Source organism: Lacticaseibacillus salsurivasis (assembly GCF_036246225.1).
GTDB lineage: Bacteria > Bacillota > Bacilli > Lactobacillales > Lactobacillaceae > Lacticaseibacillus > Lacticaseibacillus salsurivasis.
In genome coordinates, this window is the sequence record NZ_BTTP01000004.1 from 43309 (window position 1) to 58940 (window position 15632).

A 15632-nucleotide genomic window follows, 5' to 3' on the forward strand; every position below is an offset into this window, starting at 1 on the left:
AAGAGGTGTGAATATGAGGAGAAAACCATTACTAGCCGCTTGTGTCTTGCTCTTGTTTGCCGCTGGTTGCGGCAAACAGGCCAGTGCCGCGACGCCTAAGCCGCAAGCTGCTGCCACCAGCCAAACGGCCAAACCAAAACCGATTCCCGGCACTTCACCGACCCAGGTAAAGACCTTGGCCCGGCAAACCGAAAAGAAGCTACCTGGCGTGAAGTTTCCTCATTTCACGCCGTTTTCTGATGAGGAGACGCTTCAAGTCAAGGCCAGTGGCAATGTCAGTGACTATCTGCTGAGCTTCACGACAACGGAGCAAAAAGCGGCGCTGGCGCCATTGATTCTACAAAAGCATACCCCAACCAGCACCGCGGCAGCTGATCAGGCGGATGCGGCGTTAGCTTATCAGCCGCTGGTGGGGACTGCGGTGGTGCTGGCGAATGATATCACCGCCTATCTGCAGAAGCAAGCCGACCTAAGCAAGTTGACCTGGCATCAGGGAAATTATGCCGTCACAGTCAAAACTGCTGACGGGGTTGATTACGCCAAGGTGCTGGCGCAAAACATTGATAATTTTATTCACAATAACACGCTACCCCTAGCGCAGCGCGGGGCCATTGTGATCGACACCACGGCGGCGGGGCGCGGCAACACCGTTAAATGGCGGGAGCTCAGTGCTTACTACATGATCAGCGGCGTCAATCCGATGCAAACCCTGCGGCTGGCCTTTGGGGTGGGGGAAAAAGCTTAATTCAGCGAATACGACTCACCCTTGGCTTTAACGTCAAGGATGAGTCGTATTTTTGAGGCGAAGGCTAGCTTTCGTTGACAGCGCTCTCACCAACGGCTAGACTGTATTTGTATATACAAATGTGTAACGGGAGATGGAGCAGATGGAACTAGCTGTAATCGATATTGGTGGCACCTCAATCAAGTTTGCCCGGTGGGATGGCGAACAATTGCAGGACCGCTTCGCGGAGCCGACGCCGAAGGACTTAGCCGGCTTTTATGATTGCTTGACTGAAGCCGTGGCCAAGATGAAAGTAGGCCACGACCTCAAAGGGGTGGCGATTTCCTCGCCAGGGGCGGTCAATCAGGCCACAGGCGTGATTGAAGGCGCCAGTGCATTGCCTTATATTCACAATTTCCCGATTCAACCCGAATTGGAACAGCGCTTTGGCCTACCGATGGCCTTTGAAAATGATGCCAATTGTGCAGCCTTGGCCGAAGTGAAAAGTGGGGCCGCGGTGGGCAAAAACCGCGTAGCCATGCTGGTGCTAGGCACTGGCGTGGGCGGGGCTTTGATTGCCGACGGGAAAGTCGAACATGGCGCCCACTTGCTTGGCGGCGAATTCGGCTTTATGCTGCAAAATGGTCGCTCTGTGTCAGAGCAAGCCACCGTCGTTCACCGCGCTGAAGCGTATGCTAAGCGCACCGGCGAGGAAATCACCGGCGAGGAAATGTTCCAGCGGGCAGCCAATGGCGACCGCGTGGCCCACGAGGAAGTTGAAGGTTTCTACGAGTCGCTGGCGCAGGTGATTTTTAACCTGCAATACAGCTATGATCCCGAACTGTTCCTGTTGGGCGGCGGCGTGTCGCGTAATCCGGAGCTCCTGCCAGGGATTGAACGGCATATGGTCAATGTGTTCAAGGCCATCGAAATTGCGTCGCAACATCCGGTGATTAAGATTTGCCATTACGCGGAAGCGGCGAACTTGATCGGTGCGGTGGCCAATTTTGAACAACGGTACCCGGAAAAGTAAACAGAACCCTGTCTTGACAGGCTTTTAGCGGAAAACGGCCGCTGAATGCCTGTTTTTTTGTGCCTTCAGTCCGACTAAAACACGAACAATAAATCGAAATACAATTAAAATAATTTGTATTTTCGTTGAGATTCTCAATTAACCATGATAAACTCAAACCAATCAAAGAAAGCAGGTGACCATCTTGACCGTTGCAGTCGTGATGGGATCAACCTCGGATTGGCCGACCATGAAGCAGGCCACGGCGTTGTTATCCCAGTTGGGTATCTCCTTTGAAAAACACGTGATATCAGCACATCGCATGCCAGACACCTTAGGAGCGTTTGCCAAAAGTGCGCGTGGGGCAGGGATTGATGTCATCATTGCCGGTGCTGGTGGCGCAGCGCATTTGCCAGGCATGTTGGCGGCAAATACCACCTTGCCCGTGATTGGCGTTCCCATCAAAACCCGAACATTGAATGGCGTCGACTCGTTGCTGTCGATTGTGCAGATGCCAGCCGGCGTACCAGTGGCTACTATGGCGATTGGGGAAGCCGGGGCGAAAAATGCGGCGCTGACCGCGGCGGCGATTTTAAGCGTGCGTGATCAAAGTGTGGCTAAACGTCTGACCGCCTTTCGACAGGCGCAAACGTTGGCGGCCCAAGAAAGCGAGGCTCGGCTCGATGACTAAGGTGATTTTACCGCCTGCCACGATTGGTATTGTCGGTGGCGGTCAGCTCGGGCGCATGATGGCGCTGGCGGCCAAAGCCATGGGCTACACGGTGGGCGTGCTGGATCCCACCCCGCATGCACCAGCCGGCCAAGTGGCAGATTTTCAGCTGCAAGCGGCTTACGATGATATTGCCGCGCTGGACGAATTGGCCCAGCGCAGCGACGTGTTGACCTATGAATTCGAGAATGTGGATTTAACCGCGCTTGAAGCAGCTGAGCAATATGCCGCCTTGCCCCAAGGGACGCGGCTGCTTGCGATCACGCGCGACCGCATCACGGAGAAGACTTTTCTTAAAACCACTGGCGTGCCCACGGCGAATTTTGCGGCGGTGCCTGATGAGGCGGCCTTGATTCCGGCTGTGCACGAAATTGGGGTGCCGGCGATTTTGAAAACCACCACTGGCGGCTACGACGGTCACGGTCAGCAAGACATCAATAATGAAAAGGATTTACCTGCCGCTCGCGCGTTGGTCGCGCAAGGGCCTTGTATTTTAGAGGCGCGAGTGGCCTTTTCGCGTGAGCTGGCAGTGATGGTGACGCGGGACGGCAATGATGCGGTGCGGTGTTTCCCGATTGTAGAAAATCACCATCAGGATCATATCCTGCATACGACCTTGGCCCCGGCGCCACATTTGAGTCGGTTAGAGGAGCACCGCGTGGTGGAAATGGCCACTAAAATTGCGACTGCCCTAGATTTACGCGGGGTGCTGGGGGTCGAAATGTTTGAAAGTGAAACCGAGATTCTCGTCAACGAACTGGCGCCCAGGCCGCATAATTCTGGCCATTACTCGATCGAGGCCACGAATTTTTCTCAGTTTCAGGCTCATATCCTGAGCATTTGCGGCTTGGCCATCCCACCGATCACCTTAACTGCCCCAGCAGTCATGCGGAATTTACTGGGTGACGACTTGGCCACCGCGCGCCGGTTGTGGCCGCAGCATCCTGAGTGGCATCTGCATGATTACGGTAAGGCCGAAGGTCGCCCTGGCCGCAAAATGGGCCACTTAACCGTGTTAGGGGGCACCTTGGAAGAACGTTTGGCATCTGTCGTTTTGGAGGAGGAGCATCTTGAAGAAAACTGAATTGCTGTACAGCGGTAAAGCCAAAGACGTCTTTGCCACCGATGACTCGGCCGTGCTGTGGGTCACGTATAAGGACCAAGCCACCGCCTTGAATGGTAAAAGGAAAGTGCAAATCAGCGGCAAAGGGGCGCTGAACTTGCAGATCTCGACGCTATTATTCAAGGCCGTGGCAGCGGCCGGCATACCGACGCATTACCTGAGCACCCCAGATGACCAAACCATGCTGTGCAAACGGTGCGAAATGATCCCGCTAGAAGCAGTGGTGCGTAATTTCGCTTCTGGTAGCTTTCAGCGCAAGTTCCAAACGACGCCCTTGCTGCCGCTGCAGCCGGCTGTCCACGAGTTCTACTACAAATCCGATGCCTTAGACGATCCCTTTGCCAATGACGAGCAAATCATTGCGCTCGGGTGGGCCAAGACCGCCACACTAAAGGCCATCCACGGGCTTTCCGATCAGGTCAACCGGGTACTGCAGGCGCAGTTTAGCGCTATCGGTATTAAGCTCGTGGACTTTAAGTTGGAGTTTGGGTGGCTGGCTGATGGTACCTTGGTGCTAGCCGATGAACTTTCCCCAGATAACATGCGGCTGGTGGATGAAGCCACCGGCGAATCGCTGGATAAAGATGTCTTTCGTAAGGAGCAAGGGCCACTGACCCCGGTGTATCAAACGGTCTTGGATCGCCTGAAAGGAGCCGCTCATGTTTAAAGCCGAAATTTATGTTAGTTACAAACCCTCCGTCCTGGATCCCAAAGCAGAAGTGATCAAAAACACCTTGGCCCGCATCGGGGATGACAATGTCGCCACGGTATCGGTAGGCAAATACTTCGAGCTCACCTTGACCGCACCAGATCAAGCGGCTGCCGAGGCGCAAGTCGATCGGATCTGCGACGAGATGCTTGCCAATGTCAACACGGAAGCTTACCACTTCACGGTGAAGGCACTGGAGGCGGTGCAATGAAGGCGGCGGTGCTGAGTTTTCCCGGTTCGAACTGCGATGACGATTTACTGCACGCCGTCGGGACGGTGCTGGGGCAAACCGCGGTGAAAGTGTCCTATCAAGCCACCGACCTAACCGGTTATGATGTGGTCTTGGTGCCAGGCGGCTTTTCTTACGGCGATTACCTGCGCTCCGGTGCCATCGCCAAGTTTGCCCCAGTGATGACAGCGCTCAAGGCGTTCGCCGCGGCGGGCGGGTATGTGCTTGGCATCTGCAATGGGTTTCAGATTTTGACCGAGGCGGGGCTATTGCCAGGGACGCTGCAGTGGAACACGAGTCTCCAATTCATTTGTGAACCAGAGCCGCTACTGGTGGTGAACCCTCACACTGCCTTTTCGCAAGCCTATGTCCAAGATCAGCAGATTACGCTGCCCATCGCGCATGGGGAAGGCAATTACTATGCCGATCCGGCGACCTTGGCCCAATTGGAAGCTAATGGCCAAGTGGTCTTTCGCTATCTACACAATCCCAATGGCAGCTTGAATGACATTGCCGGGTTGACCAATGAAGCAGGCAATGTGCTCGGCATGATGCCGCACCCGGAGCGGGCCGCTGAAGCACTGTTAGGCAGCGTCGACGGGTTGGGCGTCTTTCAATCCCTGATCCAAGCCACGAAAGGAGCCGCCATCCATGCAAACTGAACCCACCCCAACGACCATCAAAACGACCAAGCCGTATCTGGAATGGGGCTTGACGGAATCGGAATATGACCGCTTTGCTGAGAAACTCGGGCGCCTGCCGAATTATACGGAAATTGGCCTCGCCAGTGGCATGTGGAGCGAGCACTGCGCCTATAAGTACAGCAAGCCGGTGCTGAAAACCTTTTGGACCAAAAATGATCGCGTACTGATGGGGCCAGGCGAAGGCGCCGGCGTGATTGCCATCGGGGAAGGCAAGGCCGTGGTGTTCAAGGCCGAAAGCCATAACCATCCCAGCGCGGTGGAACCGTATCAAGGGGCTGCGACTGGGGTTGGCGGGATCATTCGCGATATTTTTTCGATTGGGGCCAAGCCGGTGGCGATTTTGGATGCCTTGGCCTTTGGCTATCCCAAAGACGCTCACACCAAGCAGCTGATTGATCAGGTGGTCGCCGGCATCGGTGACTATGGCAACGCCATCGGTATTCCCACGGTAGGCGGCGAAACCCGTTTTGCGCCGACTTATCAGAATAATCCGCTGGTCAATGCGATGTGTGTCGGCGTGATGGACGAAAGCGCCATCCAGCGCGGCAAGGCCGCAGGGGCAGGCAATGCGCTGATTTACGTCGGTGCCAAAACTGGCCGCGATGGCATCAACGGCGCCAGTTTTGCCTCTGGTGATTTCTCGACGGCAGAAGATGCGAATCGTTCGGCGGTTCAAGTCGGGGATCCCTTCATGGAAAAACTGTTGGTCGATGCCTGCCTTGAAGTGACCCGCGACCATCAAGCGGCTTTGGTGGGGATGCAGGACATGGGCGCCGCCGGGTTGGTGTCATCCACCGTAGAAATGGCCGGCAAAGCCAACAGTGGCATGACCCTGGACTTGGATCTCATTCCTCAGCGCGAACCAAACATGACCCCGTTTGAAATTATGCTTTCGGAGTCGCAAGAGCGAATGATGCTGTGCGTGCGCACCGGGCATGAAGCCGAAATCATTAAGGTGTTCAAACAGTATGACCTCGACGCGGTGGTGATTGGCCGCGTCAGCGCCGACCATCAATACAAGCTGTTGCAGCATGGCCAAGTGGTTTGCGATGTGCCGGTCAGCCTGCTGACGGATGATGCGCCGGTGTATCACCAAATCGGGGTTAAGCCGGCTAGGTTGGCGCAACCTGCGGCTAATTTTGAGCCTGGCGCGCTTGATCTGAAAAAAACGCTCGAGGCGGTGCTGCAAGATCCCAATGTCGCCGATAAAACCGCGATTTTCCGCCGCTATGATGCCCAGGTGCAAACCAACACCATCGTTGGGCCTGGTGGGGACGCTGCCGTGATTCGCGTGCGGGGCACGCACCGGGCGCTGGCGTTGACCACTGATTCCAATGGTCGCTACCTCGCCTTGGACCCCGAAATCGGCGGAGCCATCACCGTGGCGGAAGCAGCGCGTAATCTGGTCGCCACTGGCGCGGAGCCGCTGGGCATTACCGATTGCCTGAATTACGGCGATCCGACCAAACCGGAGCAATTCTACAGTTTGGCGGAATCCGCCAAAGGTATTGTCGCGGCGACCAAGGCGCTGAACACGCCGGTGATTTCAGGCAATGTGTCGCTGTACAACGAAACCGACGGCGAAGCGATTGCGCCGTCACCGATGATTGGCATGGTGGGTTTGATTGAAGATTTAACTGCCATCATGAGTCCAAGCTTCAAAGCCGCCGGCGAGGCCGTCTATGTGATTGGCCAAACCCAGGCCGATTTCAATGGCAGCCTGCTTCAGCAAATGACGCAGGGCGAGGTGAGTGGGCGTTTGCGGCCGCTGGACCTGGACCAGGAGCAAGAAAATCAGGCCTTGGTGTTGCAAGCGATTCGTCAGCATCTCGTGTCCGCGGCGCATGATGTGAGCGATGGGGGCTTGCTGACGGCGTTAGCGGAAATGAGTTTTGGCCGCAATATTGGCGCAGCAGTGGCCGCAGACTGGGCGCCGGCGCTGTGGTTCAGTGAAAGCCAGAGCCGCTTTATCGTCAGCGTGCCGGCAGCCAACATCGCCGCCTTTGAAGCCTTGGCTGGGCCTTTAGCCACGCGCCTCGGCCGCACGCAGCCAGGCGAACTGACAGTGCAGGCCGCCGGGCAGGCGATGGCCGCCAATGTCGCGAGTCTGAAGCAACTTAACAAGGAGGCCCTGGCATGGCAGCTGAAATAAAGAGTCTCAATGAGGAATGCGGTGTGTTTGGCGTCTGGGGGGATCCCCATGCCGTCGAGCTGACCCATTTGGGTTTGCACACCTTGCAACATCGCGGGCAGGAAGGTGCCGGCATTGTCGGCCGCACGCCAGCGGGGCTACGGCGACATTATGGCTTCGGGTTGGTGTCACAGGTCTTTGCCCATCCTGAAGACCTGCAAGCCTTGCGTGGCCCAGCCGCGCTGGGGCATGTGCGTTATTCCACAGCTGGAGGGCGGATTTTGGAAAACATCCAGCCGTTGCTGTTTCGGTTTGCCGATGGGGCCGTCGCCTTGGCTCATAATGGCAACCTGACCAATGCCATGAGTTTGCGGGCCAAGCTTGAAGCCAGTGGGGCGATTTTTCAATCCACGAGTGACACCGAAGTCTTGATGCACCTGCTCCGCCGCAGCCCTAAGCCGACCTTTGTGGAGCAGTTGAAAGACGCTTTGACCCAGGTGCATGGCGGCTTTGCCTTTGCCTTGCTCACGGAACAAGGTTTGTACGCGGCCTGCGATCCCCAAGGCTTTCGGCCGCTGGTGGTGGGACAGTTGCCTAGTGGCGGTTATGTGGTGTGCAGCGAAACGGCGGCGCTAACCGCAGTCGGCGCCGAGCTGATCAAAGACATCGCGCCAGGGGAACTCATCAGCATCACCGACCAAGGCCTCGAAAGTCAGGCCTATACGGACCAGACCCAGCTAGCGGTGTGCGCCATGGAGTTTGTATATTTCGCCCGGCCGGATTCCGAAATTCACGGGGTCAATGTGCACCAGGCCCGCGTGGCCATGGGCCGGCAGCTGGCTAAGGAACAGCCAGCGAAAGCTGATATTGTGGTGGGTGTGCCGAATTCTTCATTATCGGCGGCGTTAGGCTATGCGCAAGCCAGTGGCATTCCTTATGAGCTGGGGTTAGTCAAAAGCCAGTACGTGGCGCGCACGTTCATTCAGCCCACCCAGGCGCTGCGGGAGCGCAGTGTCCGCATGAAACTCAGCGTGTTGAAAGCCACGGTGGCCGGTAAGCGCGTGGTGCTGGTGGACGATTCCATTGTCCGTGGCACCACGGCGAAGCAAATCGTGCAACTGCTGAAGGAGGCTGGCGCGAAAAGTGTCCACCTGCGGATTGCCAGCCCGCCGCTACGCTTCCCATGCTTTTACGGCATCGATATTCAGACCACCAAAGAATTATTCGCCGCCAATCACAGTGTGGCGGAGATGAAACGTATTCTCGGCGTGGACAGTTTGGGTTTCTTGTCGGTGCAGGGCTTAGAAGACAGCGTGGGTCTGCAAACGACAGCGCCTCATCGCGGTTTGTGCGTGGCATACTTCACCGGCCAGTACCCAACGCCGCTGGATGATTATGCGGCCAATCTGCATGACGAGCTGGCGTGTTTGTCAATGGATCTAAGTGAGGTGAATGCGTAATGGGCATGGATTATAAAGCCGCCGGCGTTGATATTGAGGCGGGCAACGCCTTGGTGACCAACATCAAAACAGTAGTGGCGGCGACTCAGAATGCCAATGTGCTCACCGGGCTTGGCAGTTTTGCGGCTGCTTACGCCTTGCCACAAGTGCCGGATCCCGTGCTGGTTGCTGCCACGGATGGCGTCGGCACCAAATTGCTGCTGGCGTTGCAGTGTGATCAACATGACACCATTGGCATCGACTTGGTGGCCATGGTGGCGAATGACTTAATTGCCGATGGCGCCAAACCGTTGTTTTTCCTCGATTACATGGCGACCGATGAGTTGCAAGTCGACCGTGCCGAAACGGTGATCAAAGGCATCGCCTATGGCTGCAGCCTCGCTCACATGGCCCTGATTGGCGGCGAAACCGCCGAGATGCCGGGCATGTATCCGCAGCACCATTACGACTTGGCCGGGTTTGCGGTGGGGCTGGCCAGCCGCCAGCGCCTGCTGCCCCAGCACGTGGCGGCCGGGGATGTGTTGATTGGCCTGCCGAGCAGCGGCGTCCACAGCAACGGCTTTTCGCTAGTGCGTAAGCTCTTGGCCGAAACTAATCTTGGCACCATGCCGCTGAGTGATGGCACCGAGATGCGCACGGCGCTATTAACGCCGACCCGCATTTACGTCGATACCGTCTGGCCGTTAATTGAGGCCAACTTGATCCATGGGGCCGCGCATATCACCGGCGGCGGGTTCACGGATAACGTGCCGCGGATGCTACCGAATGATTTGGCCGCGCGGCTGACCCCTTGGCCTTGGCCGGAGCTCTTCAGCCGCATTCAGCAGGCAGGCGCCTTAACCGATGCCGTCATGCAGCAAACCTTCAACCTTGGCATTGGCATGGTGTTGGCCGTGGCGCCTGAGCATCGCGCGGCAGTGCTGGAAGCCGTACCGCATGCCAAAGTGATCGGCCAAGTGGTGCCTCGCACCACCTGCGCCGTGGAATGGGAGGCATTATGAAACGCCTGATTGTTTTTGCCTCTGGCAGTGGGACCAACTTTGAAGCCTTAGCGGCGCATTTTGCCCATTCCGAGCTGGCTCAGATAGTGGCAGTGGTGTGTGACCAGCCCCAGGCCGCGGTGCTCGCGCGGGCGGCGCGCTGGCAGATTCCGGTCATCATGGCCGCATACGGCCAGAGCCCGAAAGCAGCCGTTGAACAAGCGGTGATTGCCCAACTACCGCCAGCAGATTTGTTGGTGCTGGCGGGGTACATGCGCATTATTGGCAAGACGCTACTGACGGCTTTCCCCAATCGCATCATCAACTTACATCCCGCGCTGCTGCCGAGTTTTCCTGGCCGTACTGGCATTGAAGATGCCTATGCCTATGGGGTGAAAGTCACCGGCGTCACGGTGCATTATGTCGACGCGGGCATTGATTCCGGGCAGATCATTGCCCAAGAGCCGGTGCGCATTGCGCCTGGTGAGCCGTTAGCGCAAGTGGAAACTGCGATTCATGAGGTGGAACACCGCCTGCTGCCGCAAACCATTGACACTCTCATCAAAGAAGGAGCGATTTAACGTGAAACGTGCATTGCTTAGTGTGTTCGATAAAACTGGCTTGGTGGAATTGGCGCAAGGGCTAATCGCCCGCGATTTTGAACTGGTGTCGACTGGTGGCACTAAGCGGGCCTTGGAGGCGGCTGGGTTGCCGGTGACTGGGGTGGAAACAGTAACGGGTTTTCCGGAAATGCTGGATGGGCGAGTCAAGACCCTGCATCCCAAAATCCATGCTGGCATCTTGGCCAAGCGTGAGGTGGCGTCGCACATGGCGGCTTTGGCAGACCATGACATCACCCCGATTGATGTGGTGGTGGTGAACTTATATCCTTTCGCGGCCACCATTGCCAAACCTGACACCACCCGGGCCGAAGCCATCGAGCAAATCGATATTGGTGGCCCCAGTGCCTTGCGCGCCGCAGCGAAAAATGCTGCTGCCGTGTGGGCCGTGGTGGACCCAGCCGATTATACCCAGGTGCTGACCGGCTTAGATGACGACGATGCAGCGCTGCGCCAGCGGCTAGCGGCGAAGGTATTCCAAACTACCGCGGCTTATGATGCGCAAATCGCCGCTTATCTTGATCCAGAGCCTTTCCCTGCCACTTTCACGCCGACTTTCACCAAGCAGCAAAGCCTACGCTATGGCGAAAACAGCCACCAAGACGCCGCGTTTTATGTGGCGCCAGATGCGCCAGCGGAATCGTTAGCCCACGCCCAGCAGCTCCATGGCAAGGCCTTGTCCTTCAACAATATTCGCGATGCCGATGCTACGCTGGCCATGGTGAATGAGTACCAGCAGCCAACAGTCGTGGCAGTGAAGCACATGAACCCCTGCGGCATTGGCCAAGGCGCCACCATTGAGGAAGCGTGGGATAAGGCCTATGCGGCCGATCCGATGTCGATTTTTGGCGGCATCATCGCCCTGAATCGGCCAGTGGATTTGGCCACCGCCGAGAAAATGCACAAACTGTTCCTAGAAATCATCATGGCGCCGAGCTTTGATGACGATGCGTATGCGGTGCTCGCCAAGAAGAAAAATCTGCGGCTGTTGACGGTGACTTTGGCGCCGGCCCAAACCAAGCCCCGGGTCGAAACCGTCGCGGTATTAGGTGGGGTGCTGCGGCAAACCACCGACACGGCGATTGAAACGGCGGCTGATTTGACGGTGGTCACTCAGACAAAGCCCACCAGCGAGCAGATCGACGCCATGCTGTTTGCTCAGCAAGTGGTCAAACACGTCAAGAGCAATGCCATTGTAATTGCCAAGCAGGGCCAAACCCTCGGTATTGGCGCGGGCCAGATGAACCGCATCGGCTCGGTGGAAATTGCGCTGAAGCAGGCCCAGCAAAATGCTAATTTCGCCGGTGCCGTGATGGCTTCCGATGCCTTCTTCCCGATGGATGACTGTGTGGAATATGCCGCGCAACATGATATCAAGGCCATCATTCAGCCAGGCGGCTCGATTCGTGATCAAGATTCAATAGCCATGGCTGACAAGTACGGCATTGCGATGGTCACCACCGGCGTGCGGCACTTCCGGCACTAGGACAGAGGAGGCGCATCATGGCAAAAGTCTTAATTATTGGCAGTGGCGCCAGAGAAAGTGCGCTGGGGCAAGCCTTTTTGGCCTCGCCGCAAGTCACTGCAGTGTATGTGGCGCCGGGTAACGCGGGGATGCCGCTGCTGGGGCTGACGCCGGTGGCGATTACGGAAGATCAGACGGCAGCGCTGGTCGCTTTTGCCGCTGACGTGGATTTGACGTTTGTCGGCCCTGAGCAGCCGCTTGCCGCTGGGTTGGTCGATGCCTTTCAGGCCGCGGGCCGCCCGGTGTTTGGACCCACGCAAAAATTAGCCCAGTTGGAAAGTAGCAAGCAGTTCGCCAAAGCCTTCATGGCGGCGCACCATTTGCCCACGGCGGCGGTGAAAGTTGCCCACAGTCAGCGCGAGGCGATTGCTGCCGCTGCGATGATGAGCTTGCCGCTGGTGATTAAGGTCGATGGGCTCGCTGCCGGCAAAGGCGTCACCATCGCTACCAGTCCCGAAACCGTAACGGCCACTCTGGCCACTCTTTACGAAGCGGATGCCCAAGCGCCGGTGCTGCTCGAAGAATATTTGAGCGGTCAGGAAGCATCGGTGCTGGCGATGTTCAATGGCACCAAGCGCGTGCTGTTTCCGCTGGCCCAGGATCACAAGCGCCGTTTTGCCGGCGACACTGGCCCGAACACTGGGGGCATGGGCGCCATTAGTCCCGCCCCGCAGTTCTCGACTGCGCAGCAAGCCCAAGCGGCGGCACTGGTGGATCAAACTTTGGCCGGGATGGTCGCAGACGGCCTGACTAGCACTGGGGTATTGTATGTGGGGCTGATGTTCACCTCGCATGGGCCGAAAATTCTGGAGTACAACCTGCGCTTTGGGGATCCGGAAACCCAGGTGCTTTTGCCGCAGGTGACCAATGATTTCTACCAGCTGACCCAGGACTTGCTTGCCGGGGAGGCGCCAGCTTTGACGCTCAATGGCCAAACCTATTGCGGGGTGGTGGCAGTGAATCCCGCTTATCCGCAAAGTGGACCAGCCTTGCCGCTGGTGGTACCAACCGCTGACCAGTGCGGCTACTGGATTCCGGCGGGGGTGGCCAAGCAAGGTGAGACGTTAGTGAGTCACGGCGGCCGGATTTTCACCGTGATTGGCAGTGGGGCTGATTTAGCCGCAGCGCAGCACGAGGCTTATGCCCGCATGGCGCCGCTGCAAGGGCCACTGGCGGTGCGTGATGATATTGGCGCGAAAGGGTTGTAACAAACAGGCGACCACAAGATACAGGCAGTGGTCGCTTTTTTGGTGTTTTGAACTACCAGATATGGTACGATGGAGCGTGAAATGGAGTGAGCAAGTTGCCAAAAAAGACCCTACCTAATAACCCTAAACCGATGGAATGGTTGGCTTCTGATTTGTCGCAAGGCTATGTCGCTGACTACAAGCCGTTTACTTTTGTTGACGGTGAAGGCGTCCGCTGCAGTATTTACGTGTCTGGTTGTAAGTTCAATTGTCCCGGCTGTTATAACAAAGTGGCCCAGAACTTCCACTATGGCACGCCGTACACCCAGGAGCTGGAAGACCGGATTATTGAAGATCTCAGTCAGTCCTATGTGCAAGGGCTTACCCTGCTGGGCGGGGAACCGTTTTTGAATACGCAAACTTGCCTTCAGCTGTGCCGACGCGTGCGGCGTGAATTCGGCCACACCAAGGATATCTGGAGCTGGACCGGCTACAAATGGGATGAGCTGATGCAGGAATCACCGGACAAACTGGAATTGCTCGACCTGCTGGATATTCTGGTTGATGGCCGGTTCTTGGAAGCCGAAAAAGATCTGACCTTGCAGTTTCGCGGTAGTGCCAACCAGCGTATCATTGATGTGCCAGCTAGTTTGGCGAGCGGCGAAGTGAAAATTTGGGCCAACTTGGTCCGCTAGAGGTGGCAAAAGGGCGTTAGCTGCGAACAGCTAACGCCCTTTTTTCGGCTCATTCATCTACGGTCGGTTTACTCAACGTGTTGCCTGATTCACCATAATAGGATAAATGCGGGAAGTGCACCACCACGCTGGTGCCTTGGTCAACGGTGCTAGTTAAGGTCAGGTGATGGCCGAGTTTTTGGCTGAGCTGCGCCGCCAGATAAAGGCCCAGACCCGTAGATTTTTGGTTGGCGTTGCGGCCGTTGGTGCCGGTGAAGCCTTTTTCAAACACCCGATGCTGCTCATCAGCAGGAATGCCGATGCCGGTGTCGGTCAGCGTGAGGGTGGCTTCGGTGGGTGTGTCGGCTAGCGTGGCCGTGATGGTGCCGCCTGGTTTGGTGTATTTGATGGCATTGGTGATAATCTGGGTCAAAATGAACCGCAGCCATTTTTCGTCAGTCACCACCGTCAGTGGCCCGCCTTGCAGCTGAAACCGGAGCTGACCAGCGATGAAGCTGTTGCGCTGATCCACGACCACGGAATCGACGATTTTGGTCAGATCGTATTCCCGGAGCAGATAATCTTTGGAGAAACTGTCCAGGCGCGAATAATACAGCACTTGCTCAACGTAAAAGTTGATTTTGTCCAGCTGCAGGGCCATCTCATCAAGGGGCTGCTCGGGGGCTTTGCCATCGAGACTATCCCGCAGCAGGGTGGTCGCCGCCAGCGGCACCTTGATTTCATGGACCCAGGAATCAATGAAGGCCTTTTGATCTTGCTGTTGGGCAATCAGTTGCGACTGGGTCTTTTGATGCTCGCGCAAGACGTGGTTATAAGCGGCCACAATGGCTTGCTGCTCATAATGGTGGGCCTCAGGCAGGCGCCAGGTTAAGGCGTCTTCACCAGCCTCAGCGCGCGCCTTGAATTGATTGACCCAGGCTTTGGTGCGCCGATATTGCCAGACTAACACCACGGCACCAAACAAGGCCACAAGCAGACTGATGTAAACCAGCGTCCCTGGGTGTACCAGGTGGCGCGGATCCAACCACAGCCCGAAGTCAAATAAGGCTAAGCCGAGGCAAAAAAAGACAATGGCGGCGCGGCGATCACGCAAATACTCCCAAAACGTCATGTTGCTCTCCTTTAAGGCACAATGTAGCCTTGCCCGACCTTGGTTTGAATGTAATCCGGCAGGCCGGCTTCGGCGATTTTTTTGCGCAGACGGTTGATGTTGACGGTTAAGGTGTTGTCATCCACGAAGCGCTCGTCTTGCCACAAGTCCTTGAGCAGATGCGAACGACTCACAATTTCGCCATGCGCGCGCATCAGAATCTGCAGCAGCTTGTATTCGTTTTTGGACAAGTTAATCTCTTGGCCGGCCACTTGCGCCATGCCGGTTTTGAGATCCAAGGTGAGGCCGGCATGCTCTAAGGCCTCGCTACCGTTGTCTTGATAGTGGTAGGTCCGGCGCAGTAGGGCATTGATTTTGGCAATCAGCACCTCCATGGCAAAAGGCTTTTCGACAAAATCATCGGCGCCTAAGTTCATTGCCATCACCATGTCCATGTTAGTGTTGCGGCTAGAAATGAAGATCACTGGGACTTGGCTGACATCGCGGATTTTTTGCACCCAGTAGTAGCCGTCGCGAACGGGTAAATTGATGTCCAGTAGCACAAGGTCAGGTTGATCTGCGGCAAACTGGTCGGCCACGCGGCTAAAATCCTCAATCACGCTGGCTTGAAATTGCCACTTATTGAGGGCTTGGGCGATCAGGGTGGCAATGGTGCGGTCGTCTTCAACAATCATAATCTTGAACAAGGTTTC

General features: G+C 56.6%; 16 protein-coding genes. 14 read left to right on the plus strand and 2 right to left on the minus strand.

Going from position 1 to position 15632, the window contains the following annotated elements:
* Window positions 1-13 precede the first annotated feature (13 nt).
* From AAA927_RS04700 to nrdG, 14 genes are all read left to right on the plus strand, one after another.
* On the plus strand, window positions 14-745 hold the full coding sequence (locus AAA927_RS04700; RefSeq protein ID WP_338216195.1) for a hypothetical protein: 732 nt from the start codon (window positions 14-16) through the stop codon (window positions 743-745).
* 142 nt (window positions 746-887) lie between these two features.
* The gene (locus AAA927_RS04705) at window positions 888-1757 is read left to right on the plus strand and encodes an ROK family protein (protein ID WP_338216197.1); all 870 of its coding nucleotides are present in this window, start codon (window positions 888-890) and stop codon (window positions 1755-1757) included.
* A 181-nt stretch (window positions 1758-1938) separates the two neighbouring features.
* The gene (purE, locus tag AAA927_RS04710) at window positions 1939-2427 is read left to right on the plus strand and encodes a 5-(carboxyamino)imidazole ribonucleotide mutase (protein WP_204118176.1); all 489 of its coding nucleotides are present in this window, start codon (window positions 1939-1941) and stop codon (window positions 2425-2427) included.
* Entirely contained in the window at window positions 2420-3550 is a 1131-nt protein-coding gene (gene purK / locus AAA927_RS04715) for a 5-(carboxyamino)imidazole ribonucleotide synthase (protein ID WP_338216199.1), read from the plus strand. Before purE ends, purK begins: the two co-directional genes overlap by 8 nt.
* The gene (purC, locus tag AAA927_RS04720) at window positions 3534-4256 is read left to right on the plus strand and encodes a phosphoribosylaminoimidazolesuccinocarboxamide synthase (protein WP_338216409.1); all 723 of its coding nucleotides are present in this window, start codon (window positions 3534-3536) and stop codon (window positions 4254-4256) included. Before purK ends, purC begins: the two co-directional genes overlap by 17 nt.
* The gene (gene purS / locus AAA927_RS04725; RefSeq protein WP_338216201.1) at window positions 4249-4509 is read left to right on the plus strand and encodes a phosphoribosylformylglycinamidine synthase subunit PurS; all 261 of its coding nucleotides are present in this window, start codon (window positions 4249-4251) and stop codon (window positions 4507-4509) included. Before purC ends, purS begins: the two co-directional genes overlap by 8 nt.
* Window positions 4506-5189, plus strand: coding sequence for a phosphoribosylformylglycinamidine synthase subunit PurQ (gene purQ / locus AAA927_RS04730; protein ID WP_338216203.1), 684 nt, complete (start codon window positions 4506-4508; stop codon window positions 5187-5189). Before purS ends, purQ begins: the two co-directional genes overlap by 4 nt.
* Window positions 5179-7383 carry a phosphoribosylformylglycinamidine synthase subunit PurL gene (gene purL, locus AAA927_RS04735; protein WP_338216205.1) on the plus strand — a complete coding sequence of 735 codons (2205 nt, stop codon included), beginning with the start codon at window positions 5179-5181 and terminating at the stop codon, window positions 7381-7383. Before purQ ends, purL begins: the two co-directional genes overlap by 11 nt.
* Window positions 7368-8822, plus strand: coding sequence for an amidophosphoribosyltransferase (gene purF, locus AAA927_RS04740; RefSeq protein ID WP_338216207.1), 1455 nt, complete (start codon window positions 7368-7370; stop codon window positions 8820-8822). Before purL ends, purF begins: the two co-directional genes overlap by 16 nt.
* Window positions 8822-9823, plus strand: coding sequence for a phosphoribosylformylglycinamidine cyclo-ligase (gene purM / locus AAA927_RS04745; protein WP_338216209.1), 1002 nt, complete (start codon window positions 8822-8824; stop codon window positions 9821-9823). Before purF ends, purM begins: the two co-directional genes overlap by 1 nt.
* Window positions 9820-10383, plus strand: a complete 564-nt coding sequence (gene purN, locus AAA927_RS04750) for a phosphoribosylglycinamide formyltransferase (protein ID WP_338216211.1) — start codon at window positions 9820-9822, stop codon at window positions 10381-10383. The genes purM and purN overlap by 4 nt, the downstream gene beginning before the upstream one ends.
* A gap of 1 nt (window position 10384) precedes the next feature.
* On the plus strand, window positions 10385-11908 hold the full coding sequence (gene purH, locus AAA927_RS04755; RefSeq protein ID WP_338216212.1) for a bifunctional phosphoribosylaminoimidazolecarboxamide formyltransferase/IMP cyclohydrolase: 1524 nt from the start codon (window positions 10385-10387) through the stop codon (window positions 11906-11908).
* A 17-nt stretch (window positions 11909-11925) separates the two neighbouring features.
* On the plus strand, window positions 11926-13155 hold the full coding sequence (gene purD, locus AAA927_RS04760; RefSeq protein ID WP_338216213.1) for a phosphoribosylamine--glycine ligase: 1230 nt from the start codon (window positions 11926-11928) through the stop codon (window positions 13153-13155).
* A gap of 131 nt (window positions 13156-13286) precedes the next feature.
* The gene (gene nrdG, locus AAA927_RS04765; protein WP_435891510.1) at window positions 13287-13829 is read left to right on the plus strand and encodes an anaerobic ribonucleoside-triphosphate reductase activating protein; all 543 of its coding nucleotides are present in this window, start codon (window positions 13287-13289) and stop codon (window positions 13827-13829) included.
* Window positions 13830-13878: 49 nt separating this feature from the next.
* Here the strand turns inward: nrdG and AAA927_RS04770 are convergent, their stop codons facing one another.
* Both AAA927_RS04770 and AAA927_RS04775 read right to left on the minus strand, forming a co-directional pair.
* A complete protein-coding gene (locus AAA927_RS04770; RefSeq protein WP_338216216.1) occupies window positions 13879-14940 on the minus strand; it encodes a sensor histidine kinase in 1062 nt (353 codons plus the stop codon).
* Between the two features lie 11 nt (window positions 14941-14951).
* A complete protein-coding gene (locus AAA927_RS04775) occupies window positions 14952-15626 on the minus strand; it encodes a response regulator transcription factor (protein ID WP_203632536.1) in 675 nt (224 codons plus the stop codon).
* Window positions 15627-15632 lie beyond the last annotated feature (6 nt).

Excerpts from the sequence above, each read along its gene's own strand:
- purN (WP_338216211.1), top strand. The coding sequence starts at position 9,820 with ATGAAACGCCTGATTGTTTTTGCCTCTGGCAGTGGGACCAACTTTGAA.
- AAA927_RS04700 (WP_338216195.1), top strand. The coding sequence starts at position 14 with ATGAGGAGAAAACCATTACTAGCCGCTTGTGTCTTGCTCTTGTTTGCC.
- purS (WP_338216201.1), top strand. The coding sequence starts at position 4,249 with ATGTTTAAAGCCGAAATTTATGTTAGTTACAAACCCTCCGTCCTGGAT.
- purM (WP_338216209.1), top strand. The coding sequence starts at position 8,822 with ATGGGCATGGATTATAAAGCCGCCGGCGTTGATATTGAGGCGGGCAAC.
- purF (WP_338216207.1), top strand. The coding sequence starts at position 7,368 with ATGGCAGCTGAAATAAAGAGTCTCAATGAGGAATGCGGTGTGTTTGGC.
- purL (WP_338216205.1), top strand. The coding sequence starts at position 5,179 with ATGCAAACTGAACCCACCCCAACGACCATCAAAACGACCAAGCCGTAT.
- AAA927_RS04705 (WP_338216197.1), top strand. The coding sequence starts at position 888 with ATGGAACTAGCTGTAATCGATATTGGTGGCACCTCAATCAAGTTTGCC.
- AAA927_RS04770 (WP_338216216.1), bottom strand. The coding sequence starts at position 14,940 with ATGACGTTTTGGGAGTATTTGCGTGATCGCCGCGCCGCCATTGTCTTT.
- purD (WP_338216213.1), top strand. The coding sequence starts at position 11,926 with ATGGCAAAAGTCTTAATTATTGGCAGTGGCGCCAGAGAAAGTGCGCTG.
- nrdG (WP_435891510.1), top strand. The coding sequence starts at position 13,287 with ATGGAATGGTTGGCTTCTGATTTGTCGCAAGGCTATGTCGCTGACTAC.
- purK (WP_338216199.1), top strand. The coding sequence starts at position 2,420 with ATGACTAAGGTGATTTTACCGCCTGCCACGATTGGTATTGTCGGTGGC.
- purQ (WP_338216203.1), top strand. The coding sequence starts at position 4,506 with ATGAAGGCGGCGGTGCTGAGTTTTCCCGGTTCGAACTGCGATGACGAT.